The 16,878-nt window shown below is 51.0% G+C and carries 13 protein-coding genes and 1 pseudogene; 7 read left to right on the top strand and 7 right to left on the bottom strand.

All coding sequences use genetic code 11. The features are described from left to right. Positions 1-18: 18 nt before the first annotated feature. The 5 genes and pseudogenes from H6F76_RS11675 to hisF all read right to left on the bottom strand — a co-directional run bounded on the left by H6F76_RS11675 (position 19) and on the right by hisF (position 4,768). Positions 19-1,248: a DUF445 family protein gene (locus tag H6F76_RS11675; protein ID WP_190454838.1), complete on the bottom strand. Its 1,230-nt coding sequence runs from the start codon at positions 1,246-1,248 to the stop codon at positions 19-21. An 82-nt stretch (positions 1,249-1,330) separates the two neighbouring features. Next, positions 1,331-2,026, bottom strand: a complete 696-nt coding sequence (ubiE, locus tag H6F76_RS11670; protein ID WP_190508361.1) for a bifunctional demethylmenaquinone methyltransferase/2-methoxy-6-polyprenyl-1,4-benzoquinol methylase UbiE — start codon at positions 2,024-2,026, stop codon at positions 1,331-1,333. Positions 2,027-2,127: 101 nt separating this feature from the next. Further along, entirely contained in the window at positions 2,128-3,084 is a 957-nt protein-coding gene (locus H6F76_RS11665; protein ID WP_190508359.1) for a response regulator, read from the bottom strand. 530 nt (positions 3,085-3,614) lie between these two features. Continuing rightward, a pseudogene (locus H6F76_RS31465) lies at positions 3,615-3,809 on the bottom strand (hypothetical protein); the annotation flags it as partial. A 188-nt stretch (positions 3,810-3,997) separates the two neighbouring features. After that, complete coding sequence (gene hisF, locus H6F76_RS11655) at positions 3,998-4,768, bottom strand: imidazole glycerol phosphate synthase subunit HisF (protein WP_190508357.1); 771 nt, start codon at positions 4,766-4,768, stop codon at positions 3,998-4,000. A 297-nt stretch (positions 4,769-5,065) separates the two neighbouring features. Between hisF and H6F76_RS11650 the strand changes: the two genes are divergently transcribed. The 6 genes from H6F76_RS11650 to uca all read left to right on the top strand — a co-directional run bounded on the left by H6F76_RS11650 (position 5,066) and on the right by uca (position 14,163). Beyond that, positions 5,066-5,269: a DUF2862 domain-containing protein gene (locus H6F76_RS11650; RefSeq protein WP_190454826.1), complete on the top strand. Its 204-nt coding sequence runs from the start codon at positions 5,066-5,068 to the stop codon at positions 5,267-5,269. 185 nt (positions 5,270-5,454) lie between these two features. Then, positions 5,455-6,552 (top strand): ArsA family ATPase, encoded by a 1,098-nt coding sequence (locus tag H6F76_RS11645; protein ID WP_190508952.1) that lies wholly within the window; start codon positions 5,455-5,457, stop codon positions 6,550-6,552. A gap of 186 nt (positions 6,553-6,738) precedes the next feature. Then, the gene (chlG, locus tag H6F76_RS11640) at positions 6,739-7,782 is read left to right on the top strand and encodes a chlorophyll synthase ChlG (protein WP_190508355.1); all 1,044 of its coding nucleotides are present in this window, start codon (positions 6,739-6,741) and stop codon (positions 7,780-7,782) included. 226 nt (positions 7,783-8,008) lie between these two features. Next, positions 8,009-10,285, top strand: a complete 2,277-nt coding sequence (locus H6F76_RS11635) for a PBP1A family penicillin-binding protein (protein ID WP_190508353.1) — start codon at positions 8,009-8,011, stop codon at positions 10,283-10,285. A 114-nt stretch (positions 10,286-10,399) separates the two neighbouring features. Then, on the top strand, positions 10,400-10,564 hold the full coding sequence (locus tag H6F76_RS11630; RefSeq protein ID WP_190508351.1) for a hypothetical protein: 165 nt from the start codon (positions 10,400-10,402) through the stop codon (positions 10,562-10,564). Positions 10,565-10,566: 2 nt separating this feature from the next. After that, positions 10,567-14,163, top strand: coding sequence for an urea carboxylase (gene uca / locus H6F76_RS11625; RefSeq protein WP_190508349.1), 3,597 nt, complete (start codon positions 10,567-10,569; stop codon positions 14,161-14,163). Here the strand turns inward: uca and H6F76_RS11620 are convergent. Continuing rightward, positions 14,160-14,522, bottom strand: a complete 363-nt coding sequence (locus tag H6F76_RS11620) for a thioredoxin family protein (protein WP_190508347.1) — start codon at positions 14,520-14,522, stop codon at positions 14,160-14,162. The genes uca and H6F76_RS11620 overlap by 4 nt on opposite strands. A gap of 57 nt (positions 14,523-14,579) precedes the next feature. Then, positions 14,580-15,293, bottom strand: coding sequence for an NnrU family protein (locus tag H6F76_RS11615; RefSeq protein WP_190508345.1), 714 nt, complete (start codon positions 15,291-15,293; stop codon positions 14,580-14,582). Positions 15,294-15,673: 380 nt separating this feature from the next. Here H6F76_RS11615 and H6F76_RS11610 point away from each other — a divergent pair, with 380 nt between their 5' ends. After that, a complete protein-coding gene (locus H6F76_RS11610; RefSeq protein ID WP_190508342.1) occupies positions 15,674-16,771 on the top strand; it encodes an FAD-dependent oxidoreductase in 1,098 nt (365 codons plus the stop codon). Positions 16,772-16,878 lie beyond the last annotated feature (107 nt).

The raw sequence follows: 16,878 nt of genomic DNA, 5'->3' as shown, positions 1-16,878 counted from the left end.
AAAAAATCTGACGTCTGGTTAGCGCAGCAGCAGCACACCACTCTGGAGCAACCCAATTACAAACCCCAGAATTCCACCTAGATTAACGATCGCCTGTAGTTCACTTCGCACAATACCATTGATCGCATTTTCAAGGTCTTGGGGCGATGTCGCCTGAACGCGCTCAATAATCACCTGATCAATATTGAGAATGGGAATCGCTTGCATCACCAATGACTCCAAATCGCGCTCCAAATAGCGTTCCAGGATCAGCGCCAAATCCAGGCTAACTACTTCCAGCGACGCATTTACTACTTCAGACGTGCGTAAGCGATTGAGAATGATCGTGGCTACGTTCTCCCAATCAACAGACTTGCCCAATTCTTCCAGCACATCAGAACCTTTGTCCTGAATGTAAACGCGCACACTGTCACGCATGGTTTTTCGCAGTTGCCGCACGGTTGAAATAGGCAGGTTTTGCAACGATAGATTTTGCAGCCATTCCTGTAGCCGTCGCCGTAGGTTCAGTGTCGAAACCAAGTCTGCAATGCGGATATTGCTGGCTTCTTTCTCATCCAGACAGAAGGTACGGAGCCGTGTTAGAGAGTTGCGGACACCAAACAGGTTGGCAACTACCCAGTAAGTACCACTGGTGCGCTCACGAAAGCCTTCGTCAATGACCTGGATATTGCGATCGGTCAAAAAATCGATCAGCGCCAACCGGATCGAATCTGGCGGTACAACTACTTGCAGCAGCCAATCCGCCAATTTTACAGACTGCTCATCATTAAGCTGAAACTCCAGCAACACTTGATCAAAAACTTGATTCAACTGTGTCTCTAGAAAATCTTCGCGACGGGCTAGCACCTTCAGCAACCGTGGCAACGACTGACCTAATAGATCCTGCAAAATGCTTGCCAGCAATTTCGCTGTTTTTTGTTCCTTATCCGTTTGGATCTGCTCTAGCGCTAGCTTGAGCAACCACGAGATTGCCCCTTGTACCCGCTCTGTTTGTAACAACCGTTTCGCCAGTTTTTGCAGTTCGTCCGGCGTAAGCAACGACCCCATAATGGTGTCTGAAATGCGCTTTGCCAGCCGCTCTTGATTACGGGGAATCAGCCCCGGTGTAAACGGCACCTGTCGTCCGCCAATGTAGCGCGGCGTGTAGGGACGAAACAGCATTTTAATGGCAATATCATTGGTGAAATAACCAATAATGCCGCCAACTACAGGTGGAGCAACAAACAGCCAGAGCGTGGAGAGATTCAAGGAAGAGACGGATAAAGGATAAAGGATGAAGGATAAATACTTTAGTCTTTAGCTTTTAGCCTTTAGCTTTTAGCCTTTAGCTTTAACCTTTCATCACCACCAACACTCCCATCGTACCGCCAGCAATGGGATAGTGTGTGGCAGTAGCGAAGTCAGCCTGACGCGCCAACATTACCTGCTCACTGCCAGTAGGGAAGCGATCGAGGCTGGGAGCGATATAGGCATATTCGTCAGTCAAATCAAACTGCTGTGCGGCAGGTACGACGATCGCCTCTAGATACCATTGCTGAAGGGTGCGTATCATCGCGTTTGACGGACGATGGAAATCGAGAATGGCAGCCTTCGCGCCAGGTTTTAGGACGCGCTGGAGTTCGCGGAGGCTACGTGGAATATCAGTAACGTTTCGCAACCCGTAGCCCATTGTGGCAGCGTCAAAGTGATTAGCTGGAAATGGTAAAGCCAGGGCGTCTCCTTCTTGCCAGGTAACTGATGGCTGGGGGTAACGAGCCTGAGCGCGTTGCTGCGCGATCGCCAACTGTGCCGCTGCAAAATCAATGCCAATTACGTGTCCTTGCAAGCCCACGCACTCAGCTAATAGAAGCGCCAAATCACCACTGCCACAGCAGACATCCAGACAACGATCGCCCGTTGCGGCTCCGCTCCACTTCACTGCCATCTGCTTCCAAACGCGGTGCTGCCCCAGACTAAGTGAGGTATTTAGCTGATCATAAACAGGGGCAATGCGGTTAAAAAGTGTGCGAACGCGATCGGCAGTCATGCTAGCTGAATTCTCAGTACTGGACCTTTAAACAGTAGACGCTAAGTGCTGAACCTTTCGTCTAGTTCAACGCTTACAGTCTACCGTCTCTAGTCTTTGGCTCAGGTAACGGGACGGTAATACCGAACACAGGTTAATGCTAAAGCAACCTGCTGGGCAGAAAGGTGCAGCAAGACGAGTTCATCTTCCCGTAAGGTGCAGGGTTGGTGCCACTGCAACGAGAGTACTGCAAGCACTTCCTCACGGTAGCTAACAGGAACCAGCAAATGCGCTTGCACGCCAGAAGCCGTGTAGTGATCCAGTGCTGCAAGCGTTGCATCCCCCGGAATGTTAACAGCAACCTGCATTTTTTGAGATTCGATCGCCGCGGCTACTAAGGGATCTTTCTCTAGCCAATTGTCTAAAGCACCATTCAGGCTGAACTTGCCCTGACTGGCAACCAAGCTATTGCCTTCTACCAATTGCAAAATGCTGCCGTCTGCCTGGAAGCTTTTGCCAAAGGCTGTCGCGATCGGCTCTAAAGAGGCTTCTAAATGAGTGGCATCTTGGGCAGCTCGCACAATCGTTGTCAGGAGAGCCGTTTGTGCCTGCGATCGTCGGAGTTCTTCGGTACGCTGTTTCAACAGTTCGTAGGTTTCGGCAGCGCGTTGCACTACTGCTTTCAGTTCATTCGGGTCCCACGGCTTAGTAATGTACTTATAAACTTGCCCAGAGTTAATTGCCTCAACCAGATCTTCGACATCTGTAAAGCCTGTGAGAATGATCCGCATGGTATCTGGAAACTGAGGCACCGTACGGCTCAGAAACTCAGTGCCCTTCATCTCTGGCATCCGCTGGTCAGAAATGATGACCGCAACCTCACCTTCTGATGCCAGCAGTTCAAGGGCACGCACGCCGCTTTCTGCCTTCAGCACTTGAAAGTCGCGTCGAAAAGTCCGGTAAAGCAAGTCAAGATTGTCCGGTTCATCGTCAACTACCAGCATTTTTGCTTTTTTAGTCCGATCCAAGCTTGTTAACTGGCGGCTAAGGGTATCGAGATCGGGAATGGCGTAGTCCATAGTTCCAGCTAGCTCCTTTGGCAAGACTGAGAGAGGAAGGTATTCAAAGCTCTGCATAGCCACAGATACAGGGCAGTAAAGCAGTCAGGCAATTGAGTAAAAACGTCTTTATCATAAACGCTGCGTCTTGATGAAACGCAGCACAGCACCAAGTTAAATTACCTGATTCAACACTGTCCTACTGCCTGTATGAAACCTAGTCTTGCCACTTTTGCGACGTTTCTAACTCAATCGCAAAAATAACGCGACAATGCCTACCCTAAATAGTCAAAGCCGCGCTCGCTTCTCCTCACGACAAAGAAAGCGATGCTTACAATCGCTGCGGAATAAGCGCTACTAAGAAAGTGTTTTAAAGGCGAGAAATCACCAAAGCCAAGAGCTACAACCGAAAGTTACAACGATTTCGGCTCGCTGGCTGGGAACGTAAGCGGTGTCAGTGCACCGGACAGAAAAAAGCTGGTAGGGAGTTCGCTACCATCTGCCTCTAAAACCCATGCCGCAGAATCTGTAGAAGCATTACGAGAGTTAGCGATTGGTGCTGTAGCAGTAATATATCCAATGTAGTTGCCCATTAAAAAATAGACTACAAGCATTGCCGCCGCTGATGCCGCAACCAATGTACCAGCCAGCATCAGCGAAAACTCATCGCGATCGACTGCCTGCTGCATTAGATGCAACGAGCAAGCAACCAGAGCGATAACGAAAACGAGAATAAATATCAGCATACTTGAAGTATTGTAACAGATACTCAGATTCCGTCACCATTGCAAAGAAAAATAGACCGACCAACTCTAATCGCTAAAATCAGCTCCTAAGATTGAGTCAGATATAGTCAAGCGACATCGGCTTCAGCAGTGCTGCTGAAGCTAACCCTTTAGGAAGTGCTCGAAGAGTGATCGGGTAGAAAGAACACTTAGACGAGGCGGACAGGCACCTGTTGAGCTGCAAGATGAGACTTAATCTGAGCTACCGTTAGGTGCCCGTAATGGAGCAAAGAAGCAAGCAATGCCGCCTCTGCCTTGCCCTCTGTGAGGATGGAGTGGATATGTTCACAATTGCCTGCACCACCGGATGCGATCACGGGAATTTCTACCTGTTCGGCGATCGTGCGTGTTAGCTCCATGTCATACCCTGCTTGGGTACCATCTGCATCCATGCTTGTTACCAGCAGTTCGCCAGCACCGCGTTGCTCAACGTTCTTTGCCCAAGCGACCGCATCTAAACCCGTATTCTCTCGCCCACCCCGAACATACACATCCCAGCCAGGGTTATCTACATCCACACGACGACGAGCATCGATCGCGACCACAATACATTGGTTGCCAAAGCGATCGCTCGCACGATCAATCAGATTAGGATCACGTACGGCTGCTGAATTAATGCTTACCTTATCCGCCCCAGCTCTTAACAATTGTTTAATAGTTTCTAAGTTTTGGATGCCACCGCCTACTGTCAGCGGAATAAAAACCTGCTCTGCGGTGCGATACACCACATCAAAAATGATGCCCCGGTCTTCATGCGTTGCCGTGATATCCAAAAACACTAGCTCATCGGCTCCAGCCTGGTTGTAGACTTGCGCTAACTCAACGGGATCACCAGCGTCCCGCAAATCGACGAAATTGACTCCTTTCACCACGCGCCCTGCTTTGACATCCAAACAGGGCAGAATTCGTTTTGCCAGCATGGTGTTTTATAAACGGTTGAACTCTATGAATTCTAATGCGTTTAGGGATGCGGGAGAAAAGAGTGGGAAAAGCAGAGAGGCAGGGGAAGCAGAAAAAGCAAGGGAGGCAAGGGAAGCAAGGGAAGTAGTTTAAGTTTCAAAATGCTAAGCGTCCTCTTACTATTCGTACCGCACGTTCTGGCTACCCCTGCTCCCTTTTTCTCCCCCCATCTCCCCTGCTCCCTTTTCTTCTCCAAGCCCCAATTTCTCCCTGACGCTGATACACTAATCCTTGGTTTTAATAGTCTTGGAGTGACGATGGAAGTCGGTCAAAAAGTGTGTGTGTATCGGTTGCGGGATCGCGTGTCTCCATTAATTGCTAAGCGACTGGGGCAGATCGGCGTGGTTCAGGATTACAAGATGACGGATGGAAGCGGCGTTGGATTTTTGGTGAAGTTTACGGACAATTCAGCAACGTGGTTTTTTGAGGATGAGGTGAGACCTGCAACGGGGGACAATTGATCAAGTTTCGGCTCGTTTTTTGGGCTTAAACAGACGATCGCGCCATCGCAGTGCAATCGCTCATGTTTACAGATGTGCCACATTGCAGACAGATGTGTGCGGATTCTGAGCAATCGTTACCATAAGGGGAAATGCTGGCGATTTTTGGCTGGCACACGTTAGGCATTGGGCTTGGGGTTAGACACATGGCGCGAATTTTGACTTTTTTGGGTAAGGGTGGCGTGGGTCGGACGACGATCGCGATCGCGGCGGCTAAACGTTTCGCAGCCCAGGGGAAACGGGTACTGCTGGCATTCCAGGAACCAGAAGCTGCTGTAGGCATTCTTTTAGGTGAGGTCCCTGGTGTTGAGCCGCAGGCACTAGCGCCCAATTTTTTTGTGGTGCAGTTTCAAGCTTCTGCCCTGCTCGAACGCAGTTGGGAAGAAGTAAAAAAACTGGAAGCGCAGTACCTTCGTACGCCATTCTTTAAAGAAGTCTTTGGGCAAGAGCTAGGGGTTTTACCTGGCATGGACAATGCGCTCGTCTTGAATGCTCTCCGGGAGTACGATGCGAGTGGTCAGTACGATGTGATTGTGTATGACGGTGCGGGTGACCAGGCAACACTCCGGCTGTTCGGCATGCCTGAGATTCTAAGCTGGTATACCCGTCGCTTTCGTAAGGTTTTTGCTGATTCAGATTTGGGTAAGACGGTAACGCCCTTTTTGCAGCCGCTTGCCAGTGCTGTGTTGAACGTAAGCTGGACAGACGATCTTTTCAATCAGCCAGCCGCCAAGCAAGCAACCAATATTCTGGAGCAAGGTAGACAGGCATTAGCTGATCCCAACAGAGTGGCAGCGTATTTGGTGACAACGGAAGAGCCAGCCGCCATCGCCACTGCAACCTATCTCTGGGGTGCAGCACAGCAGGTAGGGCTGACCGTTGGTGGAGTCATTCTCAACCGAGCCCACGACAGTGCTGCTGTAGCTCAGACGTTTGCACCCCTCGCAGTCACGCCCATTCCGACGCAAGCAGTCGATGATTGGCAACCGCTGATTGATGCATTACCTGACCTGGAGCAAGCGTCACAGGCTCCCCGACCGATAGCTATTAATGTTGCAGAACGTAAAGTCAGCCTCTTTTTGCCTGGTTTTGATAAAAAGCAAGTCAAGCTCACACAGTCTGGGCCAGAAATCACGATCGAGGCGGGCGATCAGCGGCGCAACATCCTATTACCACCCGAATTAAGCGGCAGACCTGTAACGGGGGCAAAATTTCAAGACAGTTTCCTCATTATTTCTTTCTGATTGCTTCATTTCCTTGTAGCCCCTGGCTTCTAGCTCCTGAATTTTAAGGAAGAGCTTTAGCAAACAAAGTACCTTTAGGTTTGGCACTAAAGCCATTGGCTGCATACGAAGACGCTAGCAATCTGCCTCTAATCAAGCGATACATCTTCAAGCCCACTTAAGTTCTGATGCGGACATTGACACTGTATGACTGAATCGAATCCTGCTCCACTGTCAGACGAACCTGTTGCTGCCGATCTTGCTCCAGAGGCGGCAGTTGCGTCTGTTTCACCTGCGGATGATCGCAGCGCTAGAACACGTCAACTGCTTGGCATGAAGGGGGCGCAGACAGGCGACACCTCGATCTGGAAAATTCGGCTGCAATTAATGAAGCCTATCACCTGGATTCCGCTGATGTGGGGTGTTATCTGCGGGGCAGCATCGTCGGGCAATTTTCGCTGGACGCTAGAGAATGTGTTGATTTCAGCTGCCTGTATGTTTTTTGCGGGTCCGCTGTTGACAGGCTACACGCAGACGGTTAATGAATACTACGATCGCGAAATTGATGCAGTGAACGAACCGTACCGCCCGATTCCCTCTGGCGCGATCGCGCCGTCGCAGGTTGTGACGCAGATCCTGGTGCTGCTTGCCGCTGGCATTGCAATCCCTTACGCCCTCGATCAGTGGGCAGGTCATACGTTTCCAACGCTGACGGTATTGGCTCTGGGTGGCGCTTTCGTTGCCTATATTTATTCTGCGCCCCCTCTAAAGCTCAAACAAAATGGTTGGCTGGGTAGTTATGCGCTTGGTGCAAGCTACATTGCGTTGCCGTGGTGGGCGGGTCATGCGCTATTTGGCGATTTGAACGCGACGATCGTTGTGCTAACGCTGTTCTACAGCCTGGCTGGTCTGGGTATTGCTGTTGTCAACGATTTTAAGAGCGTGGAGGGCGATCGACAGTTTGGCTTGAAATCGCTGCCTGTCATGTTTGGCATCACGACTGCTGCCTGGATTTGTGTTTGTATGATCGACCTTTTTCAAGCTGGCATTGCGGCTTACCTGGTAAGCATTCATGAAAATTTGTATGCGGCAATCCTGCTGTTGCTGGTGATTCCGCAAATTACTTTTCAGGATATGTACTTTTTACGCGACCCTCTGAAGAACGACGTGAAATACCAGGCAAGCGCTCAACCATTCCTTGTATTAGGTATGCTGGTTGCCGCTTTGGCGCTTGGTCACGCTGGAGTGTGAATGATCATAATCAGTACTAACTGCGTTGAGGGCGTTAATCCAACCAACGATCCCCGACTTGACCTCTGCTAGGATTCTGTCAAGATATATCAAACCCCTCTTCTTTTATGAGTGGGGATCTGGCTACGGGTTGAAGCTGTCAGGGTTTGCTAATACCACAGGGTGGAGTTTAATCCCAACCCGTACAATGAAAACGGCGATCGCTTGGTGGTGATGAGGCTGTAGTGTGGAAAACTTTCTTTCAAAGCTCAAAAACTTATCGACCCGCTCAAACGGTGCGAGAGCACTTCAACGCTCTGACAATGCTGCTAATCGATCGCCAAAACCGCCGTCAGAGGCAGTACAGGAGGTCGATCGTCCTGCTTCCATCGCTCGACGCATCAAGCGTTTGCGACTGGGTAAGCTGCACCGTCAGCCCCTTTTCTGGGTAGCGCTGGCGTTAGGTAGTGGCGGTGCCCTAGCTGTTGGCGTTTGGGCAATTGATAAGGGTCTGCCCGATGTTTCAGACATTGCTAGCTTTGCTCAAAATGGGACGCTGACGATTAAAGCAGCTGATGGCGGTGTGTTGCAGCAGCTTGGACCTGCAACACGGCAAAAGCTCACGATCAAGCAAATGCCCGATCATGTTGTTAAAGCCTTTGTTGCGGCTGAAGACCGCCGCTTTTATCAGCACAATGGCGTTGATTATCAGTCGATCGTGCGAGCAGTGGGATCAAACTTGCTTGCCCGTGACCTGGTTGAAGGTGGCAGCACCATTACTCAGCAAGTGGCACGTATTATTTATCTGAATCAAGATCTCAACTTCGGGCGTAAGGTTCAGGAAGCGTTTTTAGCACAAAAGATTGAGCGCACCTTGAGCAAAGACCAGGTGCTAGAGAAGTACCTTAATCTGGTCTATTTGGGATCAGGCGCTTATGGCGTAGCAGATGCCGCCTGGGTTTACTTCAGCAAGACAGTTGATCAATTGACGTTGCCAGAAATTGCGACGATCGCTGGCTTGCCCCCTGCCCCCAGTGACTACTCCCCACTGGTAAATCTGCAAACTGCCCGCCAGCGGCGCGACATTGTGCTTGAGCGGATGCTGGAAGCAGGCTACATCACTGCCGCTGAGGTCGAGCAAGCCCGTGTGCAACCACTCACCCTTAAACCTAGTGCGCCCAAAAAACTCTACAGCGATACCCCGTACTTTACCTCCTACATCCAGCAACAGTTGCCCAAATTGCTCTCGAAAGAGCAGCTAGAAGCGGGTGGGTTGACCGTTGAGACCAGTCTTAATCCCAAATGGCAGAAGGCGGCTGAAAAAGCGGTTCAAGATGCCGTGAAAAACATTGGTCCGGCAGAAGGCTTTAAGCAGGCGGCACTGGTCGCGGTTGATCCCCGCAACGGCGAGATCCGGGCAATGGTTGGCGGAACTGACTTTATCAACAGTCAGTTTAACCGTGCGACTCAGGCGCAGCGGCAGCCCGGCTCGTCCTTTAAGCCGATTCTTTACACAACCGCGATCGCAACAGGCATTTCTCCCTATGCCTCTTATTTAGATGCGCCTTTAACGGTAGATGGTTACAAGCCTCAGAACTACGGCAGAAAATATAACGGTTGGATGACACTACGCGATGCTCTTACCAACTCGATCAATCTGGTTTCAGTCCGCCTACTCATTGAGGTTGGCTTTGATCCAGTGATCAAGCTAGGGAACAACCTGGGCATTCGATCGAAGCTACTGCCTACCTATTCTCTGGCATTGGGCGCATCTGAAGTTAACTTGCTGGAGATCACAAATGCCTACGCGACTCTAGCAGCAAAAGGCATTCATAGAGAATCGCACGGCATTCGTCGCATCCTTGATCGCAAGGGCAATGTCATTTACACGACTGAGGTGAAAGCGAAACGAGCGGTTGATGAAACGACCGTTGCGATCGTGACCTGGATGATGCAGAACGTCGTTAACAGCGGCACTGGGCGGGCAGCGCAGATCGGCAGACCTGTTGCTGGCAAAACAGGGACATCTGAAGAAGCACGCGATCTCTGGTTTATTGGCTTTGTGCCACAGATGGCTACTGGCGTATGGTTGGGCAATGACGATAACAGCCCCACCTGGAGCTATAGCAGCACCGCTGCTGAAGTTTGGCACAACTTCATGACCACAGTTGTCAAAGGGATGCCGCCTGAGAAGTTTCCTGAGCTGCCCAAGCTTGACAACCGTAAAGGAAGCCTTAAAGCAAAACCTGTGCGTCCCGCAAGTATGTATGATGGCGAAGCACCGCAACCGGAAAGTGGTTATTCAGACGGTTATCGCGAAGAGGAGCAATGGTCGGAACCTGCTGCCGAGTCATCAGGCGGCTCCGCAGATAGTGCCCCTGCACCCGAGGCTGCACCCGAGCCTGCACCAGAAGCAGCCCCTGAGCCTGCACCACCTCAAGAGGCTGCACCAGAGTTGCCCCCAGCCGAGCCAGCACCGCCATCGACGACTTCTGGTCCACCTCAAACTGAGCCACTTAATTAATTAACAACGGCTATAGCAAATTGGCTTGCTCTAGGAGGCTACAGGGCAGTTGTCGCTTGCTTCGAGACGCTTCTTCAGCTAATCACTGTACACCTGGTAAAGTTAGGTTGCTGGGTGCAATATTATCTGGATAAGAACCGCCATTACTTAATTCGCAAGGTAGGTGAAGCGGTTTTCGTAGACGATGCGGTCTGCGGTTTAGGAAGCAGCGATCGCCCTATGCCCCTGTTTACAGCGTATGCTAGATTACCGCTGCAACGCTGTTCCATTGAAGCCTGACCATGTTTACAAAGGTGCTGATTGCTAATCGGGGTGAGATCGCTTGCCGGATTATACGTACACTCGATCGTCTGGGTATTGCCTCCGTTGCCGTTTATTCCAAAGCCGATGCTCACTCTGCACACGTTGCGGCTGCAAGTGAAGCTGTTTGTGTAGGGGCGGCACCAGCATCTCAGAGCTATTTGCAGGCAGATACCATTCTGGCAGCAGCACAGTCAACTGGAGCCGATGCCATCCATCCAGGCTACGGTTTTCTGAGTGAGAATGTTGCGTTTGCCGAAGCCTGTATGCAGTCAGGGATTGCCTTTATTGGACCCAGCCCTAAGCAAATCCGGCAGTTTGGGCTAAAGCATGAGGCACGGGCGATTGCCCAGCAGGCTGGGTTGCCCCTGGTTCCTGGCACGCCCTTACTGGATGATCTAACACAAGTGAGACAAGCGGCAGCAGCGATCGGCTACCCCGTGATGATTAAAAGCACGGCAGGCGGCGGCGGTATTGGGATGCAGCTTTGCCGTGAGGAAGCAACGCTGGCAGGACTCTTTGAAACTGTGCAGCGCTTAAGCCGCAATAATTTCAACCAGAGCGGTGTATTTCTCGAAAAATATGTTGAACGGGCACGCCACATCGAAGTCCAAATTTTTGGCGATGGGCAAGGTACCGTTGTGGCTCTGGGTGAACGCGATTGTTCGATTCAGCGACGCAACCAAAAAGTCATTGAGGAAGCCCCTGCACCTAACATTCCCGAGGCGCTGCGGCAGCAGTTGTTTGTAGCTGCCATGAAACTCGGTAAAACGGTAAGCTATCAGTCGGCAGGCACCGTTGAGTTTATCTACGATGTCGATACTGAGCAGTTTTACTTTCTGGAAGTGAACACTCGCCTCCAGGTTGAACATGGCGTGACCGAAGCCATTACAGGTGTAGATCTGGTGGAGTGGATGATCCGGCAGGCAGCAGGCGAAGCGCTGTCCTTAGAGACGTACCGCTATCAACCTAACGGACACTCGATTCAAGTGCGGGTCTATGCTGAAGACCCTAACAAAAACTTTCAGCCTAGTGCGGGGATACTTACCAACGTCCAGTTTCCCAATGCCGTCCGCTGCGATACCTGGATCGCTACAGGAACAGAGGTTTCGCCCTTTTACGATCCATTGCTAGCCAAAGTCATTGTGCATGGAGAAACGAGGGAGGCAGCGATCGCTACCCTCCAAGCTGCCTTGGCTGACTCCCGTCTGGACGGCATTGAAACGAATCTAGAGTATCTACGCCAAATTATTGCGGGTTCTGCCTTTGCCGAGGCTGCTCTAACAACCCGTTTTCTCGATCGCTTTGCTTACCATCCCAGCACGATCGATGTTCTCGTTGCAGGGACTATGACGACTATACAGGACTATCCCGGACGGGTGGGTTACTGGGATGTGGGTGTACCGCCGTCGGGTCCAATGGATTCCCTAGCTTTCCGCCTAGGCAACCGTCTGGTAGGCAACCCAGAGACGGCAGCAGGGTTGGAATGTACGCTATCGGGACCCACCTTGCGTTTCAATACAGACACAGTGATTTGCCTAACGGGTGCCACGATGAAGGCAACGTTAGACAAAGAGCCGATCGCCTTTTGGACGGCAGTTCCCGTTAAAGCAGGCAGCACCTTACGCCTAGGCACTCTTCAAGGCAACGGCTTTCGGACATACCTTACTGTTCAAGGTGGCTTTGATGTGCCCGCTTATCTGGGGAGCAAAGCCACCTTTACCCTTGGTGGGTTTGGTGGGCACGGTGGCAGGGCGCTACAAGTAGGGGATGTGCTGAAGGTTCATCCAGTCTCATCACAGGAACCGCAAACGCTACCGCCAGAACTTATTCCTACCTATCCCACACACTGGGACATTGGCGTGCTGTATGGTCCTCACGGGGCGCCCGACTTCTTCACTGATACGGACATCGACACGTTTTTCAGTACGCACTGGGAAGTTCATTACAACTCGGCACGCACTGGGATTCGGCTGATTGGACCCAAACCCCAGTGGGCAAGGCAGGATGGCGGCGAGGCAGGGCTACATCCCTCCAATATTCATGACAATGCCTATGCCGTTGGCACGATCGACTTCACAGGTGATATGCCGATCATTCTTGGGTTGGATGGTCCTAGTCTGGGTGGCTTTGTGTGCCCTGCAACGATCGCCGAAGCGGAGCTGTGGAAAATTGGACAGCTCAAACCAGGCAATACGATTCAGTTCCATCGCCTCACCTTTAATCAGGCATTGCAGCAAGAGTTGCAGTTAGATCGCCAAATTCAAACTTTGCAACTCAGTCAGACTCTTACAGTGGACGATGACGGCACCCGCGACCGCGCTATTCTCGCCACGCTGCCTGCCACTGAGATGCAAGTAGCTGTCACCTATCGTCAGGCAAGCGATAAGTATCTGCTGATTGAATATGGTCCACTGGTGCTGGATTTGAATCTGCGCTTTCGGGTGCATGAGTTGATGACCTATCTACAAGCCAACCCGCTGGCAGGCATTTTGGAACTCACGCCCGGAATGCGATCGCTCCAGGTACATTACGACAGCCGCGTGTTGTCTCAACAAGACTTGCTGGCGGCACTACAAGCAATTGAAGTAAAGCTGCCTGCGATCGCCGCTTTAGAAACATTACCAACCCGTATTGTCCACCTACCCTTATCCTGGGATGACGAATCAACGCAGTTAGCGATCCAGAAATATATGCAGTCGGTGCGAAACGATGCGCCCTGGTGCCCCAGCAATATTGAGTTTATTCGTCGCATCAACGGGTTAGACAGCATTGAAGACGTGAAGCACATTGTGTTTAACGCCAGCTACTTAGTGATGGGGCTGGGCGATGTTTACCTCGGTGCCCCGGTTGCTGTACCGCTTGATCCCCGTCATCGCCTCGTCACTACCAAATACAATCCCGCTCGCACCTGGACACCCGAAAATGCAGTTGGCATTGGCGGCGCTTACCTTTGCATCTACGGCATGGAAGGTCCGGGCGGCTACCAGTTTGTGGGACGTACAGTGCCAGTATGGAATCGCTACAAGCAAACAGCAAATTTCAAGGATGGCAATCCCTGGCTGCTGCGGTTTTTCGATCAGATCCGGTTCTACCCCGTTTCCAATGCCGAACTGACGCAACTGCGCGAAGACTTTATTGAAGGCAAGTTTAAACTGACGATCGAAGAAACAACCTTTAATTTGCAAGACTATCAGCAGTTTTTACAAAGCATTGCTGAGGAAGCCGCCACCTTCAAAACTCGACAGCAAGCTGCTTTTCGTGAAGAGCGCGATCGCTGGGCACTGAACGCACTCGATGAAAGCACGATCGCTGACGAACCAGACTTGCCGCCAACAGCAACAATCACGGTTCCAGAGGGTTGCTATGCCATTACCGCAGCGACGACCGCTAGCGTGTGGCAAATTTTGGTCAAACCAGGCGAGCGCGTCACCGAAGACACAGGCATTGTGATTCTAGAAGCAATGAAGCAAGAAATGACGCTATTAGCAGAGGAAGCGGGCATTGTCACCGAGATCCTCTGCACTCCAGGTCAACTCGTTACCGCTGGACAGCTGCTGGCAATTATTCAGACCTAACTGCTGCGATCGGATGGGATTGCTTCTGGGGGGATGCTTGTTTGAGACGGACTCGCAAGTACGCTCTGTAGCTCTCGCCAAAGTTCGTCACGACGATGCAGCCCTTCTAACCGATGCACAACCTCACCCCGCTCAAAGAGGAGAATAGTTGGTAGGGTTGTAATGCGATAGCGAATCGAGAGCTTGAAGTTTTCGTCGGCATTGATCCCAATAAGCTTAAACCGCTTGCCCCATTCCGCCTGCAAGCGCGTTAAGAGCGGCTCGATCATCTTACAAGGACCACACCAGGGTGCTCCAAAATGCACAACGACAGGGGTAGGAGATTCCAAAACTTCTTCTACAAAAGTCTGTTCGCCCATTACAACTCTATGCTTCCTTACGATTTATAGATGCTTAATAATTGCCTTGGGATCATCCTACCAGCCAACGCTATTTGTTGCACGGATTAAAATTGGATGTGCCCACCAAAAAAGTAGAACAAAACCACCGACCCCTAGATAGGCAGGACGAAGAAATTCTTGCCATTTTAGAGTTTGCTTCCCTTGCACAATCGCCTGAAAGGGAATGACAGAGGTACGCGCCTTGACCGCTTCAAATGCAGTACCGTACCGGGCAAGCAGCCGACGATCCCCATGCCACACGCCAAACAAATGATGCAGAATTAACCCGATCGAAGTCACGACCATAAACGATGTCCCCACCCATAGCGTGTGCGCTACACACCAAATGATTTGCCCTACCATTTGTGGATGGCGCGTAACGCGAATGATGCCACTTTCAAACAGGTGAACTTCTGGTTTTTGAATCGCTGCTACTTCTAATAAATTGAACGTGGCTGGATAAAGGAAAAGAAAAGAAATTGCTGACAAAAGCCAAACAATGGTTTGTATTCCCGTGATGCCCTGCAACTGCCAGAGTTGTTTGCCATCGTAGCGGTGATTAAAAAAGTAAATAATCAGCACGACTGCCAGACTCAAGCTCACCAGCGCAAAGAAAACCCGGTAGAGTCGTGGACCAATCTGGCTTTCGCCCCAAGGACGTAATGCTGCCAGACCACTGTGAGCGATCGCAAAACTCAGCAGCAAGCCCAACATAATAAAGTGGCTAGGCGTTAACCAATCGAGAGACATAAGAGGCAAAAGGAAGTAAGGAAAGCGGTTAACCGTAATCTATCATTTCTCCTGCCTCTCCCCTCCTGCTTCTGCCACCAGTTGAGCAATCATTGCCTTGAGACATTGCTCTGCTAAGGAATGGGAACTAAATAAGTTCGAGGTAGGGGCGGGTTTTGCTGTCAAAGACATGGCAGGATGCAGTTTAGTCTACTAAGCTCGCCCCTACAGTTTGCGGATTAATCAAATTCACGATCCTAAGTTATTTGGGTTCGCTCCTGTGGTGTTTTCTTTTGAAGACTGCTGTCAAAGCCAAACATAGAGCTTGAGCCTTTAGCGTTCCACTTCTAGCGTCTGGCTTCCTCGATATAATCGATCGAGCTTCAAAAAATACACGTTTCATGACCAACCCTTCGCTTGACTTTGATCTTGCTGTCATTGGTGCCGGCATGGCAGGGCTGACCTGCGCGCAACAGCTGCAACAGGCAGGAAAGCGCGTAGTCATTTTAGAAAAGTCGCGGGGTGTAGGCGGACGGATAGCGACTCGGCGCTTGCATGAGACGTTGGCAGATCATGGCACCTGTTACCTCACGCCCAAAGGAGAAGCATTTCAGGCGTTGCTTAAGCGATTGGTAGCAGCAGGCGTTGTACAGTCCTGGACAGATACAGTACATGAACTGAGTGCCGCTGGCACCCTCAGCGCATCACCTGCGACAGACCGTTATCCTCGCTACGCTGCGCCTGCTGGCATGACGGCGATCGCCAAATGGCTTGCCAAGAGTTTGGACATTCGCCTGAGCCACCTGGTACAAGCGTTAGCGATTGTGGACGACCATTGGCAACTAACGATTCAAAAAACGAATCCAGATGCAACAAAAACAACTGAGACCCTAACGGCTGGGGCGATCGTCCTAGCGATCCCAGCCACTCAAGCTGCTGTTCTACTGCAATCCGTGCCTTCGGAGGTTTTGCCAGAAGCATTTTTGCAGCAGGTAAGAGCGGTCACATTTACGCCCTGCTTAAGCGTGATGGCTGGTTATACGCCCGATCGTCAGCAGGATTGGTTCTCGCAGTATCCTGAAGTGCGATCGCTGACTTTTATGAAGGATGCTAATCTTTCCTGGCTTGGCTTAGACAGCAGCAAACGGTCTCTCGTGCCCCAGACTGCATTGCCTCAAACGACATTATCTCAGACTGTCTTTGTGGTGCAGAGTACAAGTATGTTTGCCGAACAGTATTTGGATGCGATCGATCTGCAAGCGGCAGGCTATCAACTGCTAAAGCGATCGGCTGAAAAACTGGCTCCCTGGCTAGCAAAGCCAGACTGGCTCCAAGTGCATCGCTGGCGATACGCGTTTGCCAAAACACCCCTGTCACAGCCCTACCTTGCAGCAGCAACCCCAGTACCACTTATCTGTGCTGGCGACTGGTGCGGCGGCATGAAGGTGGAACAAGCCTTTTTGTCAGGGTTAGCCGTTGCAGAGCATTTTAACACCTGATAATTCTTAGCCCAAATATCCAGCCACAAAATTACCCGAAACTTTTTAGCTTCGGGTAATTTTGTTATTGCTTTACAGCGGCTTAACCGTTAAAGCTATGGCTGCGA

The sequence above is a fragment of the Leptolyngbya sp. FACHB-321 genome (assembly GCF_014695975.1).
In the GTDB taxonomy this organism is placed as follows: domain Bacteria; phylum Cyanobacteriota; class Cyanobacteriia; order Leptolyngbyales; family Leptolyngbyaceae; genus Stenomitos.
Note: the sequence above shows the minus strand (reverse complement) of the source record. Positions and strands in the feature narration are given on the sequence as shown.